Origin of the sequence: Sulfurospirillum sp. 1612 (assembly GCF_036556685.1) — a bacterium.
In the GTDB taxonomy this organism is placed as follows: Bacteria; Campylobacterota; Campylobacteria; order Campylobacterales; family Sulfurospirillaceae; genus JAADIZ01.
This window is the reverse complement of record NZ_CP140614.1, coordinates 1,921,381-1,939,224: the sequence shown is the minus strand read 5'-3', so window position 1 is coordinate 1,939,224 and position 17,844 is coordinate 1,921,381. Positions and strand designations below refer to the sequence as shown.

Below are 17,844 nucleotides of genomic sequence, written 5' to 3'. Positions count from 1 at the left end.
TTCATGATAAAAATCATGCCCAAGCTAGGCTATGTTATCATGAAGCTGTTGTATGTCACCTATAAAAAAAAGGTGCATTTTGCAACGCCTCTTGCCTCGCTGCCTTCGCCTCTCATTATCACGGTCTGGCATGGAGAGTTGCTATCGGTTTTTGGTGGTTATGGTATTTTTAATAAACAGCGACCGATTGATTTTTTTATCAGCGAACACAAAGATGGTGAGATAATTGCGACAATCGCATCGTATTTTGGTGTGGGCAGTATTCGTGGCAGTTCGACACGAGGCGGTATCAAAGCGCTACGTGCGGCCATGAAGACATTGGATACAAAAAAAGATATCGGAATTACCCCCGATGGCCCCAAAGGTCCACGATACAGCGTGGCCGATGGTGTGGTTGTGTTGGCACAAAAAAAACATGTGCCTATCATGACACTTAATTTCAAACCCTCCTCATTTTGGAGGATAAACAGTTGGGATGGCTTTATTATCCCAAAACCTTTTGCGACAGTAGAGTATTATTTTGGCGAACCGTTTTTGCTGGATAATCTCTCCATAAAAGCCGCAAAGCAAGTTGTAAAAGAGAGGATGATGCATCATGCTATCTAAAGTGATATTGGTACTGTTTGTGGGGATGATTCTTGTGATTAGCGGTATTTATTTTACCTACAATTCCTCCTACCAAGACTCCTTTCAAGCAAGATTTTATTACTTTGTGGGCAATTATACAAAAGCATACGAACTGGCACAAGAAGCGTACCATCAAGACCAATATAACAAAATGGCTTCTACTGTTTTGGCACAAAGCAAGATAGCTCTTGCTTATGAAAATTTTATCCAACTGGGCAGTAACTATCTTGAAAAAATAGAAAACATTAGCACCAAAAAAAAATATAGTAATGATGATAAAATTCGTATCAAAATGATGTGTCAAATCGTCCTTGGGGAGTATGAAAAATTATCTCCTACTAAGTTGACCAATCAAGATTTAATCGAAAATTCAAAAAAAATAAATGATAAGTTTGCACAATTATACAAGGAATTGTTTTGAGTTGGTACTACATTTGCTTATAATTAAGCAAATGTAGCTTAAAATACATACAGAGTATCCTAAAATCAAAGAGTGTATCACAAGATGCAACGATAAAGGCAAGAAAAGGGCATATGAGTTTTTCAAATATAATCCGGAGATATTTTTCGAATCTTTTTATTTCTATTGTCCCAAGAGATGGTGCTTATGCTGTCTATGGTAAGGTAATCAAACGTGCTAAAGTCATTGCGACATTTGAAAAGGACTTTGAGGTCAATAGAGAGTCGAATCACTTAGATGAAGCGATTGAAGAGTATCTTTTATCCCTTCAAGAAAAGTATCAATTTGCTTATGTTTCACTCTTCTTGGACTCTTTGGGGCAGGGTGCCATCAAAGGTACAGAAGCCAAAGATTTTGAAAAATTTAGTGTGGATTCTAAAAATGTCAAAACAGCTTCCTTTGGCACATGGTCTGCATATGCTTCTTTCATCGATATCAATTGGGCGAATAATGTATATAAAAATATCGGTTTGGATTTTATCTATTCTCCTTTTGTTGTTTTGTATTATCTCCTCTCTCAACAACGTCCGCAAAAAAAGACCGTACTGTATTTATTAAATCAACAAAATTCTATTGCATTGGGTATTTTTCAGCACGGTGTTTTATGTTTTGGGGTCTTTAGTAAAATAGAAGATGACACCAATATGGATGAACTCAACGCCGTCAGTGACTGGGAAGAGGAAGAAGAGGCTGTTGATGTCATAGACGATGTCAAAGCTCCCGAAGCTCCTAAAGAAGAGGAGGATGAATTTCTTGCACTGGATGATTTGGCGAGTCTGGATAATGATGAAGAAAGTCCAAAAGAGAGTTTTTTGGATGAGGTAGACGCAGAATCTTCTAACGCAGCACTCGAACATGAAGATGAAGAGGATGATATTGATATCATGGGAATCGAACTGTATGGTAGAGATATGAAGATTTATAAATTTTTAAGTAGAGCGCTGAGAGAATATTATGATAATCCCATATACGAGAGTGATTTTGTCAGTAAAATGGTACTCTTCGATGGCTATGAGATGAGCCAAGAGATCATACAAAGTATTGAAAATGAGCTGTTTCTCAGTGTCGATGTTCACAAAATCAATATTGGAGAAACAATTTGTGATATGAGTGTCAAAGAGGCGAACAATGCGTTATAGTTTTACTAAACCTCACCCAAAACCATTGGTGTCACTCTTTACTAAAATATGGATTATTTTTATTCTTTTTGTCTCCTTTATCTTGATTACATTTGGACTTTTCTTGTTATTTCAAATACACAGTTACAAAAAAGAGACCAAAGTCGAACATGCCCAGCGCATCGTCTTGGAGTCTAAAGTCTCACAGATGGATCAGAATATTGAGTATCTCTTGCGCCAAAAAGCACAAGGTGAAGAGATATATTCTCGCAATACCCTCTTAAAAGATAGTATCAAAAATCTTTTTGATTTGGTTCCTGACCAAATTACGCTCAAGCGTGTGGTTATCAAAAAAGATTCTTTGATTATTTACGGTAAAACGCCAACAAAAGATACCTATAATTTTCTTCTTGCTGCCCCGTTAAAATCTATCTTTAGCACCAACAGTACGATGTTTTATCTAACAAAAAACGGTTGGTACAATTTTATCAGTACCAATAAAATAACACAAACGGATGGCTTCAGTGAGTAAGATAGATAGAAGTATTGAAAAAATAAATTACGTCAAGTTGCTGATATTCTTTGCTATTTTTATCACCATTACTTTGGTGTTATTGTTTACTTTGATTGTGCCTAATGTCAAACAATATCGTAGCAGTCGCAATGATTATAACCGCGCTAATGTGTACAAAGCACGCGTGGAACATGTCCTAGCGGGTAGAGAAAAAGAGCTCAAAAATCTTCAAGTGAAAAATAGAAAGATATTTGATGCCTTTAAACATCAATTCTCAAAAGAGGAATTTGTGAGTTTTGCCAATCAGTTTTTCCATCATGTGACATTAAAAGAGGTGCAACAAAGTGATTATAAAAAAGAATTCAAGGTTTATGAACTCAATGTCACATCCTCGCTCAATACTCCCGTGAAATTTTACAAATTTTTAGAAGGACTCAATCGTTATCAAAATATTGTCCAAGCAGATTTTCCTATTGAACTCAATGCTAAAGATAATGTTATTGATGCGTCATTTAAGATAAAAGTTTATAAGATAGCGCCACCAAAGCAGTAATGTCAATCTCGCTAGAATAGACATAAGCACGGATTTTTGGCGGTATTTTGTGGATTCTGCATAATTCTTTGAAATCTTTTGGCATGGTGTGCGTTTGAAACGGTGCGATGTAAATCAAGGCATCATCAAAAACGACCGCAATCTTGTGTGAGACGACGCACTCTTTGGTTCTGATGACTTCTTTCCTTTGGGCGCTGCTCATCAAAATACCTAGTTTTTTCAAGATGTGATCAATTTGCCTTATATTTTTCAAATCATGAGCATCGCGTTTGCATACATATAAATCTTTGATATTTTGGTATTGCCGTGGCATCAAAAGCTGTGCATCATTTCTCAAATATTCAAAACTTTTGACCAACCCTTTTTCAAATTCTTGGACCAATGCCGTGGCGTATTTGTGGCGTATTTTGTTGCGAGTGTAATCATCACAATCATTACTCTCATCTTGAAAATATTGAAGTTCTTGCGCCTGTAAGAAATCTAGCAATGTTTGCTTGCTGATGTGTGAGAGTGGTCGGATGATATCAAAGGTATCACGCGTTTCGATTTCATCAAATCCTAACATTTCCACCACGCCACTTCCTTTTCCTAATTGCATCAAAAGCCATTCTACTTTATCATTCAAATGGTGGGCGGTGATGAGGTGGTCGTAGTGGTGTTGTTCTATAATTTTTTCAAAAAACCCATATCGCTCCGCTCGAGCATGATCTTCAAAATTGGATGCTTCTAATTGACATGTATGCAAGAAGAGTGTTTTATCATGATGCGCGCACAAAGTCTTGGCGTAGGCCACTTCTTGTTTGCTTTGTGCGCGCATATTATAATCAACCATCGCAAGATCAAAAGGGATATCATGATATTTCAAGATAAAAAACAATGCACTAGAATCCACACCCCCTGAGAAGGCGAGTAGATTTTTGCCCTGTTTTAATACCGAAACAGTCGTTTCATGCAGGCTGGGTAACGGTTGCAAGAAGTTTATCTCCGGCTAATTGTGTGATGGTTGCCATGTAGCATTGTCCAAATTTCAGGTCACCTATCAATGACTCATTGATGAGAATTTCCCCATCGATATCACGATCCCACGATAACTTTTTGGCGCCGATAAAAAACTCATGCTCGCTACTCTCGTGTTCTGCGACTAGGGCAATCTCTTTGCCAATCTCTGTTTCGAGACTTTTTTGGATTTTATCTTCTACGATTTTGTTGAGTTTTTTGATGCGTTTGTTAATCGTTTTTTTGTCGATTTTCTCTTCCATCTCATAGGCGAGGGTATCTTCCTCATCAGAATAGGCAAAGATACTGATACGATCAAAATCAAAATCCTCGACAAAAGCACACAACTCTTCAAATTCTTCTTCCGTCTCACCGGGATGTCCGACGATAAAGCCCGTTCTTAAAAAGCTATCTTTCGCATGGCGCATCATGTGAAGTTGTTCCATAATCCGCTCTTTTCCTGCTCCCCGTCGCATTCTTTTGAGCATGGTATCGCTGATGTGTTGGATTGGCATATCAAAATAGTTGTGAAATACTGTAGAGTCGATGATTTTTTGGATGAGTGCATTGCTAGCTGTGGTAGGATACAGATATAAAATTCGTGCACTTTTGACGCCTTTTATGCTTTCGACCATATCAATAAAATCAATCAAACCTTCTTTCTTACCTTGGTCTCGAAGATACGAACTGCTATCTTGTGAGATAAAACTAAAATCATAAAAACCTTGTGCTACCAAAGTTTCCAACTCTTTTTTGATAGAGGATAATTCACGTGATTTTAGCTTCCCTTTAAATCCAGGAATGGCACAAAAACTACAACGTTGATTGCATCCTTCACTGAGCTTGACATACGCATGATACGAAGAACCCGTGACGACGCGTTGGGCTTCATTGATGAGGTAAGTGGAGTTTGAAAATCTGTTTTTTCTCTCTTCTATAATTTCATCAATCTTATCATAATCTCCCACACCGGTGAAGATATCTACTTCTTTTAATTCTTGGGTGAGTTGCTCTTGATAGCGTTGCGTCAGACAACCACTCACCACAAGTAGAGAATCTTTTTTCCTTTGATCATGAAGCGAGAATATTGTATTGAGACTCTCTTCTTTTGCTGCGCCGATGAAGCCGCAGGTATTGACAATCAAAACATCAGCAGTTGTGGGGTCGTTGATGAGTTTATAATCCTTGAGTCTGCCCAGCATGACTTCGGAATCTACTAAGTTTTTGTTGCAACCTAGTGAGACGAGATAGAGTGTTTTTTCCATGTTATATCCATAAATTATCGATCAATCGAGTCTTGCCGACGCGTGCGGCAACCAAGATGATACTGTGTTTGAGCACAATGGTCTCAATTTCATTAAAATCGCGATCTACGATGGCGATATATTCCACATCTAATCCTTCCATCGTTTCCATCATGATGGCTTTGATGTTCGCAGCGCTAAACTCTTTTTTCATCAAGGCGCGCGTGGCAACTTTGAGTGATTTAGAGATTTTGAGCGCCTGTTTTTTTTCATCATCACTCAAATATGCATTGCGACTTGAGAGCGCTAAGCCTTCACTTTCACGTACGATTTCACACGGCACGATAATCGTATCCATAAAGAAAGATTGCACCATATTGGTGATGAGATAGAGTTGTTGGGCATCTTTTTTCCCAAAATATGCATGCGTGGGTTGGGTGATATTGAGCAATTTCATCACCACGCGCAAGACCCCGTTAAAATGTCCTGGGCGTTTGAGTCCCTCTAGGATGTATCCTGGCATATTTGGGACCGTAATCATCGGCTCAGTGTGCGCGTACATGACTTCACTGGTCGGGATAAAAAGCGCATCAACACCGGCCAATTCACAAATTCTTTTATCTGCATCAATGCGGCTAGGATATTGGTCTAAATCTTCTCCGGGGAGAAATTGTGTTGGATTTACAAAAATCGAGACGATGGTGATATCATTCTCTTTTTTAGAGCGTTCCATTAGTGAAAGGTGACCTTTATGAAGCGCACCCATAGTTGGCACGAATCCGATGTTTCCTTTCACACCTTTTCTGTATTCTTTTAAATCATTTGGATTATTAAATATTTTCATTTTAGGCACTTTATAGTAAAATAGATTTGCTATTATATCTAAAAGGAATTAAATTTGGACAGTTATGAGTATACAGAACTTTTAAAAAAACTTTCAACAAAAATTGACAATATAGCGCAAATCATTAAACCAGAGTCTATCACAGAGCGATTGGCTGAGATTAATACGATTGAGCAAAATCCAACGTTTTGGGAAGATGCAAAAGCGGCCAGTCTCATCCAAAAAGAGAAAACTAAAATTACTTCGGTATTGAAAAAATACACCGAAGCCAAAAAAACGGTGGATGATGCCGCAGATTTATATGAAATGGCGAAAGATGAGGGCGATGAAGATTCGATTGAGGAACTCTTTGGTGAAGCAGAACATTTAGAACAGGTCATTACGGATTTGGAGATTTCGATGATGTTAAGCGGAGATGATGATGACAATAATGCCATTATTAGCATTCACCCCGGAGCCGGAGGCACTGAATCGCAAGATTGGGCGAGTATGCTGTACCGTATGTATTTAAGATGGTGCGAGCGTAATAATTTTAAAGTTGAAGTATTAGATTATCAAGAAGGGGATGAAGCGGGATTGAAAGATGTGAGTTTTATCATCAAAGGGGACAACGCCTATGGGTATCTCAAAGTAGAAAATGGCGTACATCGCTTGGTGCGTATCTCACCTTTTGATTCCAATGCCAAAAGACATACCTCCTTTAGTTCGGTGATGGTAAGTCCGGAAATAGATGATGATATTGATATTGTGGTGGAGGATAAAGATATCCGAATCGATACGTATCGCTCAAGTGGTGCGGGAGGACAGCATGTCAATAAAACCGAATCGGCTATTAGAATCACTCACATTGAGACAGGAATCGTCGTACAATGTCAAAACGACAGAAGTCAGCACAAAAACAAAGCCAATGCGATGAAAATGTTAAAGTCAAGACTTTATGAACACGAACGTGCAAAACAACAAGCCATCAAAGATGGTGTAGAAAAGAGTGATATCGGATGGGGTCATCAGATACGAAGTTATGTCTTAGCGCCGTACCAACAAGTGAAAGACAACCGAAGTGGAATTGCGTATTCCCAAGTCAATCACATCCTTGATGGCGATTTGACAAAAGTGATGGAAGACGTACTTATTAGTACCAAAACAAAATAAAAAAGGATAAACATGAGAAGCGATGCCATTTTAAATCAATTAGGTTATAGTGTGACTGAGAGTTCTTTGTCTCAAGTCAAAAGAGTCATTGCCAATACAAAAGATTTTGATTATGTTGAAAAACATTTGATTGCGCTTCATGATGCGCTGAAATCTCACCTCTCTTTTGTGGCGATATCAAGTTCGTATGATTATTTTAAAATCAAAAACGAAGCCCAAGCCCCAGAACTCATAAAAAGCACGAATGACATGATCCAAAAATGGTCAGAAAAATACAAAATTGCACTAGAAAAAGTTCCCAACAAAGAGACCTATTATGTGTTAGGAAAGCTTTAATTTGAGTATGCAATCGTGATGTTTTGTACTCCAAGGCAGGTATCAAATGAATCATAAGCATGGGATATCTGCTGATTTAAATGAAATTTTTTTGATTGGTGATGTTCATGGGTGTTATTATACTCTGATGGGATTAATCGAGAAGTTGCCCAAAAAAGCGACACTGATTTTTCTCGGAGATTTATGTGATAAGGGAAATTTTTCCAAAGAAGTCATTGAATACGTCATCGAACACAACCATCAATGCGTCAAAGGCAATCATGAATATTTGATGCATCACTTCATGAAAAAGGCATTACAAAAAAAAGACCTCTGTAGCAAATGGCTGTTGAAAAAAGGCATAGGCGGTCAAAAAACACTACAAAGCTATAAAAAAAATCCCGAACATCTCACAAAACATTTGGATTGGATTGCGAGTTTGCCACTCTATTTAGAGATTGATCAGTATTTCATAACCCATGGTTTTGGATTGCCTTATTACAAAAGAAAAAATCAGAAAAATTCACATGCTTTATTTATGAATCGACTCAATAATACGACATTTATGCAAGATTGGGAAGATTTTAGGGGGTATGATGTCATCAATATTTTTGGTCATTGTAATTTTAATGAGGTGCTTAGAGAGAAGCGGTTCATCTGTATCGACACAGGATGTTGTTATGGCAACAAACTCACCGCACTCAATCTCGGCACTCTAAAAACAATACAACAAAAAACAGATAAAAGAGACATCAAATAATCAAAGCGTTGCCTCTGTTGTTTTCGGTAAACTCTCAATATACAAAGATTGAGAAGGAAAGGCAAAGCTGGCTTTATTCTCTTCGACAATTTTCATGATTTTCAAGTTGATATCTTCGCGTGTAGCAAGAAATGTTTTCCAATTGGTAGTAATGGTGAAAAAATAACAAAAAATACTAAGGGCGCTGTCTTCAAATTCATCGAAATTGACCATAATTAACCCTTTGTGAACGCCCTCATGATTATTGAGCATCTCACGAATTTCATCCAAGATTTTTTGCATCTGTTCACTGCTCGTGTCGTAGGTGAGACCAATGCGCATTTTGATTCTTCTTTTGCCCATCTTCGACCAATTGATAATCGCAGAATTGGCAATAATAGCATTAGGCACACTGGTGAGCGCTTGTGCAAAATCTCGCACTTTAGTCGAGCGAATACCGATACGTTCGACAATTCCTTGAACATCAGGCGTTTGAATCCAATCGCCCACTTTAAAAGGACGGTCGGTGAAGATGACAAGGGAGCCAAAAAGGTTGGCTGCAGTATCTTTGGCCGCGAGTGCAAAAGCCATACCGACCAAACCCAGAGAAGCGATAAAAGCGCTGACATTGATACCCCAACCCTGGAGCACGCTCATTGAACCGATGATAATGATGAAGATTTTCAATGTTTTGATGATAAAGTTTTTGATATCATCCCCCATCTCTCTGCCAAATTTTGAAGAAAATTTGCTCAAGATATAGGAAAATTTGTGGACCAGTTTGTAGAGAATCCAAAAGATGATAATGGTGACGAATGTTTTGATGACACCGTTTAAAAATAGGTCTAATTTGGGGACTTTCAACCACTCTTTTGCGAGATAAAAACCAAAAAGTATGATACTCATACGAAGAGGTGCTTCGATGATTGAGAGCAATTTATCATCGGCCTTGCTTTTGGTTTTTTGAGTCATTCTTTGTAATAATCTAATCGTGAGTTTGCTAAAGAGATTGCTGGTTAAAAGCGCAATGCCAAAGATGCCAATAGAGATGAGAATATTCTGGACGCTCATCTGAAAAATTGTATAGTGAAGTAGGGTATTGATATTCATGTTCGTGATCCTTGCACGTAATAAATTATCGGATTTTAACATATCATAAGCTATACTTTTATTAAAATGAGTATTTCTATCAGAAAGGCAAAGATTGAGCATCTCTATTATCATCATTATTGGATGTATTCTTCTCTTTTGTAGTACCATACAAGGCATCGTGGGTTTTGCTTTTAATATCTTTGCTATTCCGCTGTTGATTTGGAGCGGTTTGGAGTTGTCTGAGGCTATTTCTATCACCTCGATTCCTATTTTGGTACAATCGGCTACATCAACATACAAATTACGTGCCCATGTGGAGTGGAAAGATGTGGGAATTGCCAGCGTATTTCGCTATTTGAGTATTCCCATTGGTATTTATCTCTTGACACTTATCAGTGGGTTTGACAAAGAAACCATCAAACAATTTGTTGGTATTGCCATATTGTTGGTCGTGGCATCGCAACTTTTTCTCAAGGTAAAACCACGAGAACATATCCACTTCTTTTGGACATTTTTGTCATTTTTCACCAGTGGTATTACTCTTGGTATGGTATCCATGGGAGGACCACCTGCTGTGCTTTGGGTGATGGCACATAAATGGAGTGCGATTACATCTCGTGCGTTTTTAAGCGCTCTTTTCTTCTTTGCTGCGCCCATGCAAATTGCGTTATTATATTATCATTTTGGGGCGACATTGTTGAATGATTTTTTGCTAGGGTTATTCTTTTCTCCCGTTGTGATTATCGGAACGCTCATCGGTGTCAAATTGGGGGATTTTTTAGACCGAGAAATGTTGCGTAAAATCGTCATCTCGTTGTTGATACTCACCTCTGTTGTCTCCATACTCTCACCTTATTTGAAAGGCTAAAATGAAGTATTTATGGTTGCTATTATTGTGTTTCAATCTTGCTTTTGCCAAAGATATTACGGCGACTTATAAAGTCAGTTTTGGTATTTTTGGACAAATCGGTACGGCCAAAACATCGCTACATATAGAAAAAAATCACTACCAGATCAAAGTGCATGCCAAATCGACAGGATTTGCATCTTTTGTCAGTGGAGGACGAGAAGAGTTCTATGAAAGTGAAGGGGTGGTTCAAGGGACGCGTTTGATTCCCAATCATTACTCGAAAATTGTCAAAAACAAAATGAATATCGGCGACCCTTTTGAGCATACGAATAAAATCGTGATGAAGATTTATACGCTTTTGTTCTCGTTTGATCATGATAAAAAAAGTGTCATGATAAAAAAAATACGAGAAAAAGGTGCGCAAAAAAGCCAAGAGGAAGAGAGGGCAAAATTCTACACAGATAATGATATCTTGAGTCTGTTTTTTAATTTTAAGCATCTTTTTCCGGATTTAAATATTACGAAACATACAATTCTTCATGCGATTGGTGCGAACAAAGACAATGGTAAAATCGACATCTTGCCACTGTCTAAAAAAGAGTTTCAAAACTTGGTCAGTGGAGATATGAGTCATCTTTATTTTATGAAAGTTATCCTAGATGACAAGATATTTTCGAGTAAAAAAGGGGAACTTTATATCGCCCTTGATAAAGAGGGGATTTGCGAAAAAGCAGTACTCAAAGATGTCGTATTTTTTGGAGATATTAGAGGGGAATTGATTGAAAAAAGTATTAAGTAAGATTGACCAAGGTGTCATCTATATGGTGATGGCGTCCTTTTTCTTTGCCATAGTAGGAGCATTTGCAAAGTTGCTCTCCCGTGAGATGCCCTCCATCGAAGTGGCATTTTTCAGGAATCTCATCGGAGTAGTTTTTATCATGATGTCACTGTATAAGATGCCTATCGTCCAACAAGGCGGCAGGATATATCTACTCTTGTTTCGTGGATTAGCTGGATTGATTGGCCTGTTGGCCTTTTTTTATAATATCGCGCATATTTCACTCGCCGATGCCATGACCTTTTCGCGCACTTCTCCGATTTGGACGGCAGTTTTTGCCTATATGTTTTTGGGTGAGCGCGTGGGTAAAAAAGGCTGGATTGCTATTTTTATAGGATTTATCGGGATTATTTTTATCATGAAGCCAAGTGGACTTGCCTTTGATGAGACTGATATCATCGGTTTGATTAGCGGTATTGCTGCTGCACTTGCTTATACGAGTGTGCGAGAGTTGCGACGCTTTTATGATACGCGCTCGATTGTGCTCTCTTTTATGATTGTAGGCACCATTGTACCGGCTATCATGATGTGGATTGCTTCTTTTTATGATATCCCCTATATTGGGGTTATCAGTGGTAAATTTGTGATGCCAAGTGCGCTCTCTTGGCTTTATATTTTATTTCTTGGTGGATTTGCCACGTTGGCACAAATTTACATGACCAAAGCCTATGGCGTCACCAAAGCCGGAATCGTGGGGGCGGTGAGTTATACCGTGATTCTCTTCTCGATTTTAGTCGGCGTGGCATTGGGCGATGCTTTACCGGATTTTGCAGGAACATTTGGTATACTGCTTGTTATATTAGGAGGCATTTTAGTAGCCTTCCATAAGGAGAAAAATTGATTTTAATAGCCGGACCTTGTTCCATTGAAAGCAAGGATTTACTTTTTAAAGTAGCAGAGAAATTACGTGTTTATCATGAAGACAAAAATATCGATTTTTATTTTAAATCCAGTTTTGATAAAGCCAATAGAACGAGTATTAGTAGCTTTAGAGGGCCGGGTTTGGATGAGGGGTTGAAACTCTTAGAAGCGGTAAAGAAAGAGTTTGGATTCAAGATTTTGACCGATGTTCATGAAAGCTATCAGCCGCCTATCGTCGCAGAAGTTGCGGATGTATTGCAAATCCCAGCATTTTTGTGCCGTCAGACAGATTTGCTCGTAGCAAGTGCCAAAACCGATGCAGTGGTGAATATCAAAAAAGGGCAGTTTTTAAACCCCGCGGATATGCGCTACTCGGTCAAAAAAGTTTTAGAAACCAGAGGAATCCAAGAAGAAGGCAAAGAGGTAGCGCGCGCTGCCAAAGTGTGGTTGACAGAGCGCGGGAGCACTTTTGGATATGGCAATTTGGTTGTGGATATGCGCAGTTTTATTATCATGAGCGAATTTGCACCGGTTATCTTTGATGCAACCCATTCGGTACAGATGCCAGGAGCCGCGGGAGGAAGTAGCGGTGGAAAGCGAGAATTTGTCGCACCACTCTCACGTGCCGCCGCCGCAATCGGTGTGGATGGATTTTTCTTTGAAACGCACACCAATCCTGATGTTGCCTTGTGTGATGGCCCCAATATGCTAACGCTAGAACAGCTCAAAAAAGCGATAGAGGATATCAACAAGATACAAAAAAGTTTAAGCTAAAAAAGCATTAAATTAAAAAAAATTGAAAATATAGTATAATAAAAGATAAATTAGAAATAAGGATTCATATGAAAATTATCGAAGGAAATCTCGCTCTCAATGGCGATGAAAAGATTGCGATTATCAACGCAAGATTTAATCATATCATCACCGATCGTTTGGTGGAAGGAGCTAAAGATTCATTTCTAAGACATGGGGGTGATGAGTCAAATTTGGAGCTGGTTTTAGTTCCGGGTGCTTATGAGATTCCATTTGTTTTGGACAAAATCTTAGCACAAAATAAATATGACGGTATCTGCTGTGTGGGTGCTGTGATTCGAGGGAGTACCCCACATTTTGATTTTATCTCAGCAGAAGCGACCAAAGGAATCGCCAATACCGCTCTTAAATATCAAAAACCAGTCACTTTTGGCGTATTGACCACTGATACGATTGAACAAGCGATTGAACGAGCCGGAAGCAAAGCGGGAAACAAAGGTTTTGAATCGATGACGGGTTTGATAGAGCTTATCAGCCTTTACAAAAAGATATAAGGATTTTTATTGGCAACACGACATCAGGTACGTGAGAGTATCGTAGGATTATTATATGCTGAGGATATCGGCAATATCGAAAATATTAAATTCATAGATGAAATTTTTGAAGAAAAAAAGATTCGCAATAAACAAAAAGATTTCGCACTCTCTTTGTACAAAGGGATTCAAGAAAATATCGAAAAGATTGACATCGCTTTAGATCGCCATCTCAAAGAGTGGAATCTAGAAAAAATTGGCAATATTGAACGAGCGATTTTGAGGTTGGGTACTTATGAATTACTCTATTCGGACCTCGATAGCGCGGTGATTATCAACGAAGCGATTGAGCTGGCAAAACAGCTTTGCAATGAAACCAGTCCAAAATTCATCAATGGCGTTTTGGATGCAGTATTAAAAGAAAGGGCCTAAAAGATGGAACTTTGTGTTGCACTTGATCTTCCCACAGCCCAGTCAAATCTCAAGCTTGTCAAAAGTTTGAAAGATCATGATATTTGGCTCAAAGTTGGACTTCGCTCGTTTATACGCGATGGTGAAGCATTATTGAAAGAGATCAAAGCAATCAATCCAAAATTTAAACTTTTTTTAGATTTGAAGATTTATGATATTCCCAATACTATGGCAGATGCAGCGGAGTCGATGGCAAATCTCGGGGTCGATATGTTCAATGTGCATGCTAGTAGTGGTAAAATCGCGATGAGCGGTGTCATGAAACGATTGGCCCATTTAGAGCATCCTCCCTTGGTCTTAGCGGTGACGGCTTTGACCTCTTTTGATGAGAAAAATTTCTATAGCATTTACAACGAAACCATAGAAGAAAAAGCAGAAAAATTTGCAAAAGATGCTTATGAAAGCGGGCTCAATGGTGTGGTATGTTCTGTTTTTGAGAGTCGCATGATTAAATCAAAAACCGATCCAAACTTCATCACGCTCACGCCTGGAATCAAAATAGATCATGATAGACAAGACGACCAAAAACGCGTCGCTACTTTGGAATTAGCACAAAGCGAGCAATCCAATATCATCGTTGTCGGCAGACCCATTTACAATTCAAACGACCCTTTAGGAGTCGTTGAGAATATTCTAAAGAGGATACAAGCATGAAAAAATTATTGATAGGAATTGTCGCACTTTTTGCATTCATCATCATCGGTCTGGTGATTGCCATCAGTATGGTGAATTTAAATAAATACAAGCCACAAATCGAACAAGCCGTAAAAGAGCATTCTGGATATGAATTGAAAATCAACGGTGACATCGGGACATCATTCTCGCCTATCGGTATTAGTATCGAAAATGTGATTGTGAAAAATCCTGAGATAAAATCAAAACAAGAGATCATGGCGCTCCAAAAAATTGGTGTGGCGGTTGAATTGATGCCACTTTTAAGTAAAGAAATCAAAGTGAAATACATCACACTCAATAACCTCTCATTAGATATTACAAAATTTAAAAATGGAAAATTTAACTTTGAAGTAACACAACCAAGCACTCCGAAAGCAGAAAAAGAGGCACCAAAACAAGAGAAGAGCGAAGCCAAAGAGAGCACACTACCGAAGGTAAATATCTCAGAAGTAAGGTTGAAAAACGCCAATATTAATTTTGAAGATTTGAAAACAAAGTCGAAAGCAACAGTACAAGATATCAATGTAGCTATCGATAACATCGGATATGATGCTTCTAAAAAAGGGTTAAATGCACTCTCATTTGAGGCGAACACTCAGATTAAAGCGGTGATTTTTAATCAATATAAAATCAAAGATATATCGGTGGATTTGGATTTAAAAGATGCGATTGCAAACTTGAAAAATCTCAAACTTACGATGTATGACTCTCTCGCAACGGCAAAAGGGAAGCTAGATCTCAATAAAAAAGTACCATATTTAGAAATTGAAGCCGATGTGCCTGATTTTAAATTAGCCAATTTCTCAAAAGAATATATCAAAAAAGATATTTTAAGTGGATCAGTTAGCGTACATAAGAAATTTACTCTCAGTTTGGGTGACATGAATACCATCAAGCGTACTCTTAATGGCGTAGCGATTATCGATGGTAAAGATGTCGGAATCAAAGGATTTGATCTGGATAAAATCTTGAGCGGGTATGATAAAGCTAAAAATGTTGACTTGACAGATGTGGGCGCTTCTTTAGTAGCGGGACCTCTTGGCTTCTTGCTCTCAAAATCGAGTGACATGTCAGGGATTTATGGTGGTGCAAATAGTGGGACGACACTCTTGAAGCACTTGCACATCGAGACGAAAATCGCCAAAGGCATCGCCGATTTGAGTGATGTTGCTATGGCAACAGGTAAAAATAGAGTCGCGATTAAAGGTCAGTTAAATTTGATAAATGAGCGATTTTTAAATGTGCAACTGGGTGTATTAGAAGCAAATAATTGCGCAAAATTTTCACAAACCATAGAAGGCACTTTTAGCAAACCGAGTGTTAAAGTAGATGAATCTATGATCAGCACCGTCACCAATATGGCTACCTCACTCTTTGGAAAGATTTCAGGAGTCGTAGCACCGGCGAAAAAAGAGAATAAAAAATGCAGCGTATTTTATAACGGCGTGGTGAAACAACCCTAAAGGAATCCCATTGAATGGAAAAAATAGAAAAGATATAAGAAGTGGCCTAAAAGTCGCTATTGTTTTAAAACAAGACCAACGCAGTGGTAAACTCACCGAGGGTATTGTCAAAGATATTTTGACAAACTCTCCTACCCATCCACATGGAATCAAGGTTCGACTTGAAGAGGGTCAAGTCGGACGCGTACAAAAGATTATGGATGTCTGATTCACACGATTTTGCAACGTTAGGACTCTCCCCTTCAATGCGGGACAATCTTGCGGCATTGGGATATGAGCAGATGACTCCGGTACAAGCTTTGAGTTTGCCACATATTCTCTCAGGCAAAGATGTCATCGCTGAGGCAAAAACGGGCAGTGGTAAAACCGCTGCCTTTGGTATCGGGCTACTCTCAAAACTCGATGTCAAAAACTTCAAAATCCAATCTCTCATCTTGTGTCCGACACGTGAATTAGCCGAACAAGTGGCGCATGAGTTGCGAAATATTGCCAAATTTAAACACAACATCAAGATTCTCACTCTATGCGGTGGTGTGGCATTTGGTCCGCAACTGGGTTCCTTGCGACATGGTGCTCATATCGTCGTTGGGACACCGGGGCGTATTTTGCAACATCTCAAAAAGGAATCTTTGAATCTCAACCATGTCAAAACTCTGGTACTCGATGAAGCCGATCGCATGCTCGATATGGGATTTATTGAAGAGATTGAAAAAGTCATCTCCCACGTTCCAAAGCAGAGACAAACTTTGTTGTTTTCCGCAACATTTCCAGATGAAATAGTAGGATTTGCAAGCACCATACAAAACAATCCAGAAATGGTTAAAGCGGCAAGTGAAGAGGTGGCTAATAACGTCAAGCAGTATTTCTATCACATGCCATCACGAAGCAAGTTGGCAAATTTGATGAAGATTCTCTATGAGTATCAACCTAAGAACGTGATTATCTTTTGTAATACGAAGATTGAAACCGATGAGATTGCAAAAGCGCTTCGTAGCAAAAATATTGATGCCCTCGCATTACATGGTGATTTAGAACAGTATGAGCGTGTCGATGTACTGGTGCAATTTGCTAACCATAGTTGCCCCATCCTCGTGGCTACCGATGTCGCAGCACGCGGACTTGATATTAAAGAGCTTTCCATGGTGATCAATTATGATGTGCCACACTCCCAGGAGACCTACACCCATCGTATCGGCAGAACAGCAAGAGCGGGCAGGGAAGGGATTGCTGTGACACTGTTTGATGAGTATGAAACTGAAAAAGTAGAACCGTATCGAGATGAGACACGTAGCTTTTTGGATACAGATGCATTGAAGTATGATAAAAATTTTGCGATGCAACCAGCATATATGACACTCGTCATCGAAGGGGGCAAAAAAAGTAAAATGCGAGCAGGAGATATCCTCGGAGCCTTGACCAAAGATGCACGACTTCCCGGGAGTTCAATCGGTAAGATTGACATCTTTGAGAAACAAAGTTATGTGGCAATTGAGAAGCCATACATCAAGAAAGCTTTCTCTCAACTCAAAGAAGGCAAGATAAAAGGCAAAAATTTCTCAGTTTGGATCTTAGAATAGCAAAATTTAAGCCTGAAATTATCTATAAATGATATAATTTCGTTCTACTTTTTAAGATGGACAGATGGGTGAGTTGGCTGAAACCACATCCCTGCTAAGGATGCGTACTCGTAAGGGTACCGAGGGTTCGAATCCCTCTCTGTCCGCCACTTCATTTTTAATCCCTATT

The 17,844-nt window shown here is 38.8% G+C and carries 22 protein-coding genes and 1 tRNA gene; 19 read left to right on the top strand and 4 right to left on the bottom strand.

Annotated features, from left to right (window positions below):
* Window positions 1-3: 3 nt before the first annotated feature.
* The 5 genes from SFB89_RS09645 to SFB89_RS09625 all read left to right on the top strand — a co-directional run bounded on the left by SFB89_RS09645 (window position 4) and on the right by SFB89_RS09625 (window position 3,272).
* Window positions 4-606: a lysophospholipid acyltransferase family protein gene (locus tag SFB89_RS09645; protein WP_331774476.1), complete on the top strand. Its 603-nt coding sequence runs from the start codon at window positions 4-6 to the stop codon at window positions 604-606.
* A complete protein-coding gene (locus SFB89_RS09640) occupies window positions 596-1,048 on the top strand; it encodes a hypothetical protein (protein ID WP_331774475.1) in 453 nt (150 codons plus the stop codon). Before SFB89_RS09645 ends, SFB89_RS09640 begins: the two co-directional genes overlap by 11 nt.
* A gap of 113 nt (window positions 1,049-1,161) precedes the next feature.
* A complete protein-coding gene (locus SFB89_RS09635; RefSeq protein ID WP_331774474.1) occupies window positions 1,162-2,226 on the top strand; it encodes a hypothetical protein in 1,065 nt (354 codons plus the stop codon).
* A complete protein-coding gene (locus SFB89_RS09630; RefSeq protein ID WP_331774473.1) occupies window positions 2,216-2,737 on the top strand; it encodes a hypothetical protein in 522 nt (173 codons plus the stop codon). Before SFB89_RS09635 ends, SFB89_RS09630 begins: the two co-directional genes overlap by 11 nt.
* Window positions 2,730-3,272 (top strand): hypothetical protein, encoded by a 543-nt coding sequence (locus SFB89_RS09625; RefSeq protein WP_331774472.1) that lies wholly within the window; start codon window positions 2,730-2,732, stop codon window positions 3,270-3,272. The genes SFB89_RS09630 and SFB89_RS09625 overlap by 8 nt, the downstream gene beginning before the upstream one ends.
* Here SFB89_RS09625 and tilS read toward each other — a convergent pair.
* From tilS to panC, 3 genes are read right to left on the bottom strand one after another with little or no spacing between them, the layout of a single operon-like run.
* Entirely contained in the window at window positions 3,232-4,245 is a 1,014-nt protein-coding gene (gene tilS, locus SFB89_RS09620; RefSeq protein WP_331774471.1) for a tRNA lysidine(34) synthetase TilS, read from the bottom strand. The genes SFB89_RS09625 and tilS overlap by 41 nt on opposite strands.
* Window positions 4,220-5,533, bottom strand: a complete 1,314-nt coding sequence (gene rimO, locus SFB89_RS09615) for a 30S ribosomal protein S12 methylthiotransferase RimO (protein ID WP_331774470.1) — start codon at window positions 5,531-5,533, stop codon at window positions 4,220-4,222. The genes tilS and rimO overlap by 26 nt, the downstream gene beginning before the upstream one ends.
* Window position 5,534: 1 nt before the next feature.
* Window positions 5,535-6,356 (bottom strand): pantoate--beta-alanine ligase, encoded by an 822-nt coding sequence (gene panC, locus SFB89_RS09610; protein ID WP_331774469.1) that lies wholly within the window; start codon window positions 6,354-6,356, stop codon window positions 5,535-5,537.
* A 54-nt stretch (window positions 6,357-6,410) separates the two neighbouring features.
* Between panC and prfB the strand changes: the two genes are divergently transcribed.
* The 3 genes from prfB to SFB89_RS09595 are packed head-to-tail and all read left to right on the top strand — an operon-like array spanning window position 6,411 to window position 8,583.
* Window positions 6,411-7,508, top strand: a complete 1,098-nt coding sequence (gene prfB / locus SFB89_RS09605; RefSeq protein ID WP_331774468.1) for a peptide chain release factor 2 — start codon at window positions 6,411-6,413, stop codon at window positions 7,506-7,508.
* Window positions 7,509-7,520: 12 nt separating this feature from the next.
* Window positions 7,521-7,844, top strand: coding sequence for a hypothetical protein (locus SFB89_RS09600; protein ID WP_331774467.1), 324 nt, complete (start codon window positions 7,521-7,523; stop codon window positions 7,842-7,844).
* Between the two features lie 46 nt (window positions 7,845-7,890).
* A complete protein-coding gene (locus SFB89_RS09595) occupies window positions 7,891-8,583 on the top strand; it encodes a metallophosphoesterase (protein WP_331774466.1) in 693 nt (230 codons plus the stop codon).
* Here SFB89_RS09595 and SFB89_RS09590 read toward each other — a convergent pair whose 3' ends face one another.
* The gene (locus SFB89_RS09590; RefSeq protein ID WP_331774465.1) at window positions 8,584-9,672 is read right to left on the bottom strand and encodes a mechanosensitive ion channel family protein; all 1,089 of its coding nucleotides are present in this window, start codon (window positions 9,670-9,672) and stop codon (window positions 8,584-8,586) included.
* A gap of 94 nt (window positions 9,673-9,766) precedes the next feature.
* Here SFB89_RS09590 and SFB89_RS09585 point away from each other — a divergent pair, with 94 nt between their 5' ends.
* From SFB89_RS09585 to SFB89_RS09535, 11 genes are all read left to right on the top strand, one after another.
* Window positions 9,767-10,522, top strand: a complete 756-nt coding sequence (locus tag SFB89_RS09585; RefSeq protein ID WP_331774464.1) for a sulfite exporter TauE/SafE family protein — start codon at window positions 9,767-9,769, stop codon at window positions 10,520-10,522.
* A gap of 1 nt (window position 10,523) precedes the next feature.
* Window positions 10,524-11,303: a DUF3108 domain-containing protein gene (locus SFB89_RS09580; protein ID WP_331774463.1), complete on the top strand. Its 780-nt coding sequence runs from the start codon at window positions 10,524-10,526 to the stop codon at window positions 11,301-11,303.
* The gene (locus SFB89_RS09575; protein ID WP_331774462.1) at window positions 11,284-12,183 is read left to right on the top strand and encodes a DMT family transporter; all 900 of its coding nucleotides are present in this window, start codon (window positions 11,284-11,286) and stop codon (window positions 12,181-12,183) included. The genes SFB89_RS09580 and SFB89_RS09575 overlap by 20 nt, the downstream gene beginning before the upstream one ends.
* On the top strand, window positions 12,180-12,977 hold the full coding sequence (gene kdsA, locus SFB89_RS09570; protein WP_331774461.1) for a 3-deoxy-8-phosphooctulonate synthase: 798 nt from the start codon (window positions 12,180-12,182) through the stop codon (window positions 12,975-12,977). Before SFB89_RS09575 ends, kdsA begins: the two co-directional genes overlap by 4 nt.
* 68 nt (window positions 12,978-13,045) lie before the next feature.
* Window positions 13,046-13,510 carry a 6,7-dimethyl-8-ribityllumazine synthase gene (gene ribH / locus SFB89_RS09565; protein WP_331774460.1) on the top strand — a complete coding sequence of 155 codons (465 nt, stop codon included), beginning with the start codon at window positions 13,046-13,048 and terminating at the stop codon, window positions 13,508-13,510.
* Between the two features lie 9 nt (window positions 13,511-13,519).
* Window positions 13,520-13,921: a transcription antitermination factor NusB gene (nusB, locus tag SFB89_RS09560; RefSeq protein ID WP_331774459.1), complete on the top strand. Its 402-nt coding sequence runs from the start codon at window positions 13,520-13,522 to the stop codon at window positions 13,919-13,921.
* Window positions 13,922-13,924: 3 nt separating this feature from the next.
* Window positions 13,925-14,614, top strand: a complete 690-nt coding sequence (gene pyrF, locus SFB89_RS09555; protein WP_331774458.1) for an orotidine-5'-phosphate decarboxylase — start codon at window positions 13,925-13,927, stop codon at window positions 14,612-14,614.
* Window positions 14,611-16,098, top strand: a complete 1,488-nt coding sequence (locus SFB89_RS09550; RefSeq protein WP_331774457.1) for an AsmA family protein — start codon at window positions 14,611-14,613, stop codon at window positions 16,096-16,098. The genes pyrF and SFB89_RS09550 overlap by 4 nt, the downstream gene beginning before the upstream one ends.
* A 10-nt stretch (window positions 16,099-16,108) precedes the next feature.
* Window positions 16,109-16,306, top strand: a complete 198-nt coding sequence (locus SFB89_RS09545; protein WP_331774456.1) for a YwbE family protein — start codon at window positions 16,109-16,111, stop codon at window positions 16,304-16,306.
* Window positions 16,299-17,675: an ATP-dependent RNA helicase DbpA gene (gene dbpA / locus SFB89_RS09540; RefSeq protein ID WP_331774455.1), complete on the top strand. Its 1,377-nt coding sequence runs from the start codon at window positions 16,299-16,301 to the stop codon at window positions 17,673-17,675. The genes SFB89_RS09545 and dbpA overlap by 8 nt, the downstream gene beginning before the upstream one ends.
* Window positions 17,676-17,733: 58 nt before the next feature.
* Window positions 17,734-17,824 (top strand) — tRNA-Ser (locus SFB89_RS09535).
* Window positions 17,825-17,844: the final 20 nt, after the last annotated feature.

Coding starts and splice junctions, on each gene's coding strand:
- SFB89_RS09645 (WP_331774476.1), top strand. CDS start 4: ATGATAAAAATCATGCCCAAGCTAGGCTATGTTATCATGAAGCTGTTG.
- SFB89_RS09640 (WP_331774475.1), top strand. CDS start 596: ATGCTATCTAAAGTGATATTGGTACTGTTTGTGGGGATGATTCTTGTG.
- SFB89_RS09635 (WP_331774474.1), top strand. CDS start 1,162: ATGAGTTTTTCAAATATAATCCGGAGATATTTTTCGAATCTTTTTATT.
- SFB89_RS09630 (WP_331774473.1), top strand. CDS start 2,216: ATGCGTTATAGTTTTACTAAACCTCACCCAAAACCATTGGTGTCACTC.
- rimO (WP_331774470.1), bottom strand. CDS start 5,533: ATGGAAAAAACACTCTATCTCGTCTCACTAGGTTGCAACAAAAACTTA.
- panC (WP_331774469.1), bottom strand. CDS start 6,356: ATGAAAATATTTAATAATCCAAATGATTTAAAAGAATACAGAAAAGGT.
- SFB89_RS09600 (WP_331774467.1), top strand. CDS start 7,521: ATGAGAAGCGATGCCATTTTAAATCAATTAGGTTATAGTGTGACTGAG.
- SFB89_RS09595 (WP_331774466.1), top strand. CDS start 7,891: ATGAATCATAAGCATGGGATATCTGCTGATTTAAATGAAATTTTTTTG.
- SFB89_RS09590 (WP_331774465.1), bottom strand. CDS start 9,672: ATGAATATCAATACCCTACTTCACTATACAATTTTTCAGATGAGCGTC.
- SFB89_RS09580 (WP_331774463.1), top strand. CDS start 10,524: ATGAAGTATTTATGGTTGCTATTATTGTGTTTCAATCTTGCTTTTGCC.
- ribH (WP_331774460.1), top strand. CDS start 13,046: ATGAAAATTATCGAAGGAAATCTCGCTCTCAATGGCGATGAAAAGATT.
- pyrF (WP_331774458.1), top strand. CDS start 13,925: ATGGAACTTTGTGTTGCACTTGATCTTCCCACAGCCCAGTCAAATCTC.
- SFB89_RS09550 (WP_331774457.1), top strand. CDS start 14,611: ATGAAAAAATTATTGATAGGAATTGTCGCACTTTTTGCATTCATCATC.
- dbpA (WP_331774455.1), top strand. CDS start 16,299: ATGTCTGATTCACACGATTTTGCAACGTTAGGACTCTCCCCTTCAATG.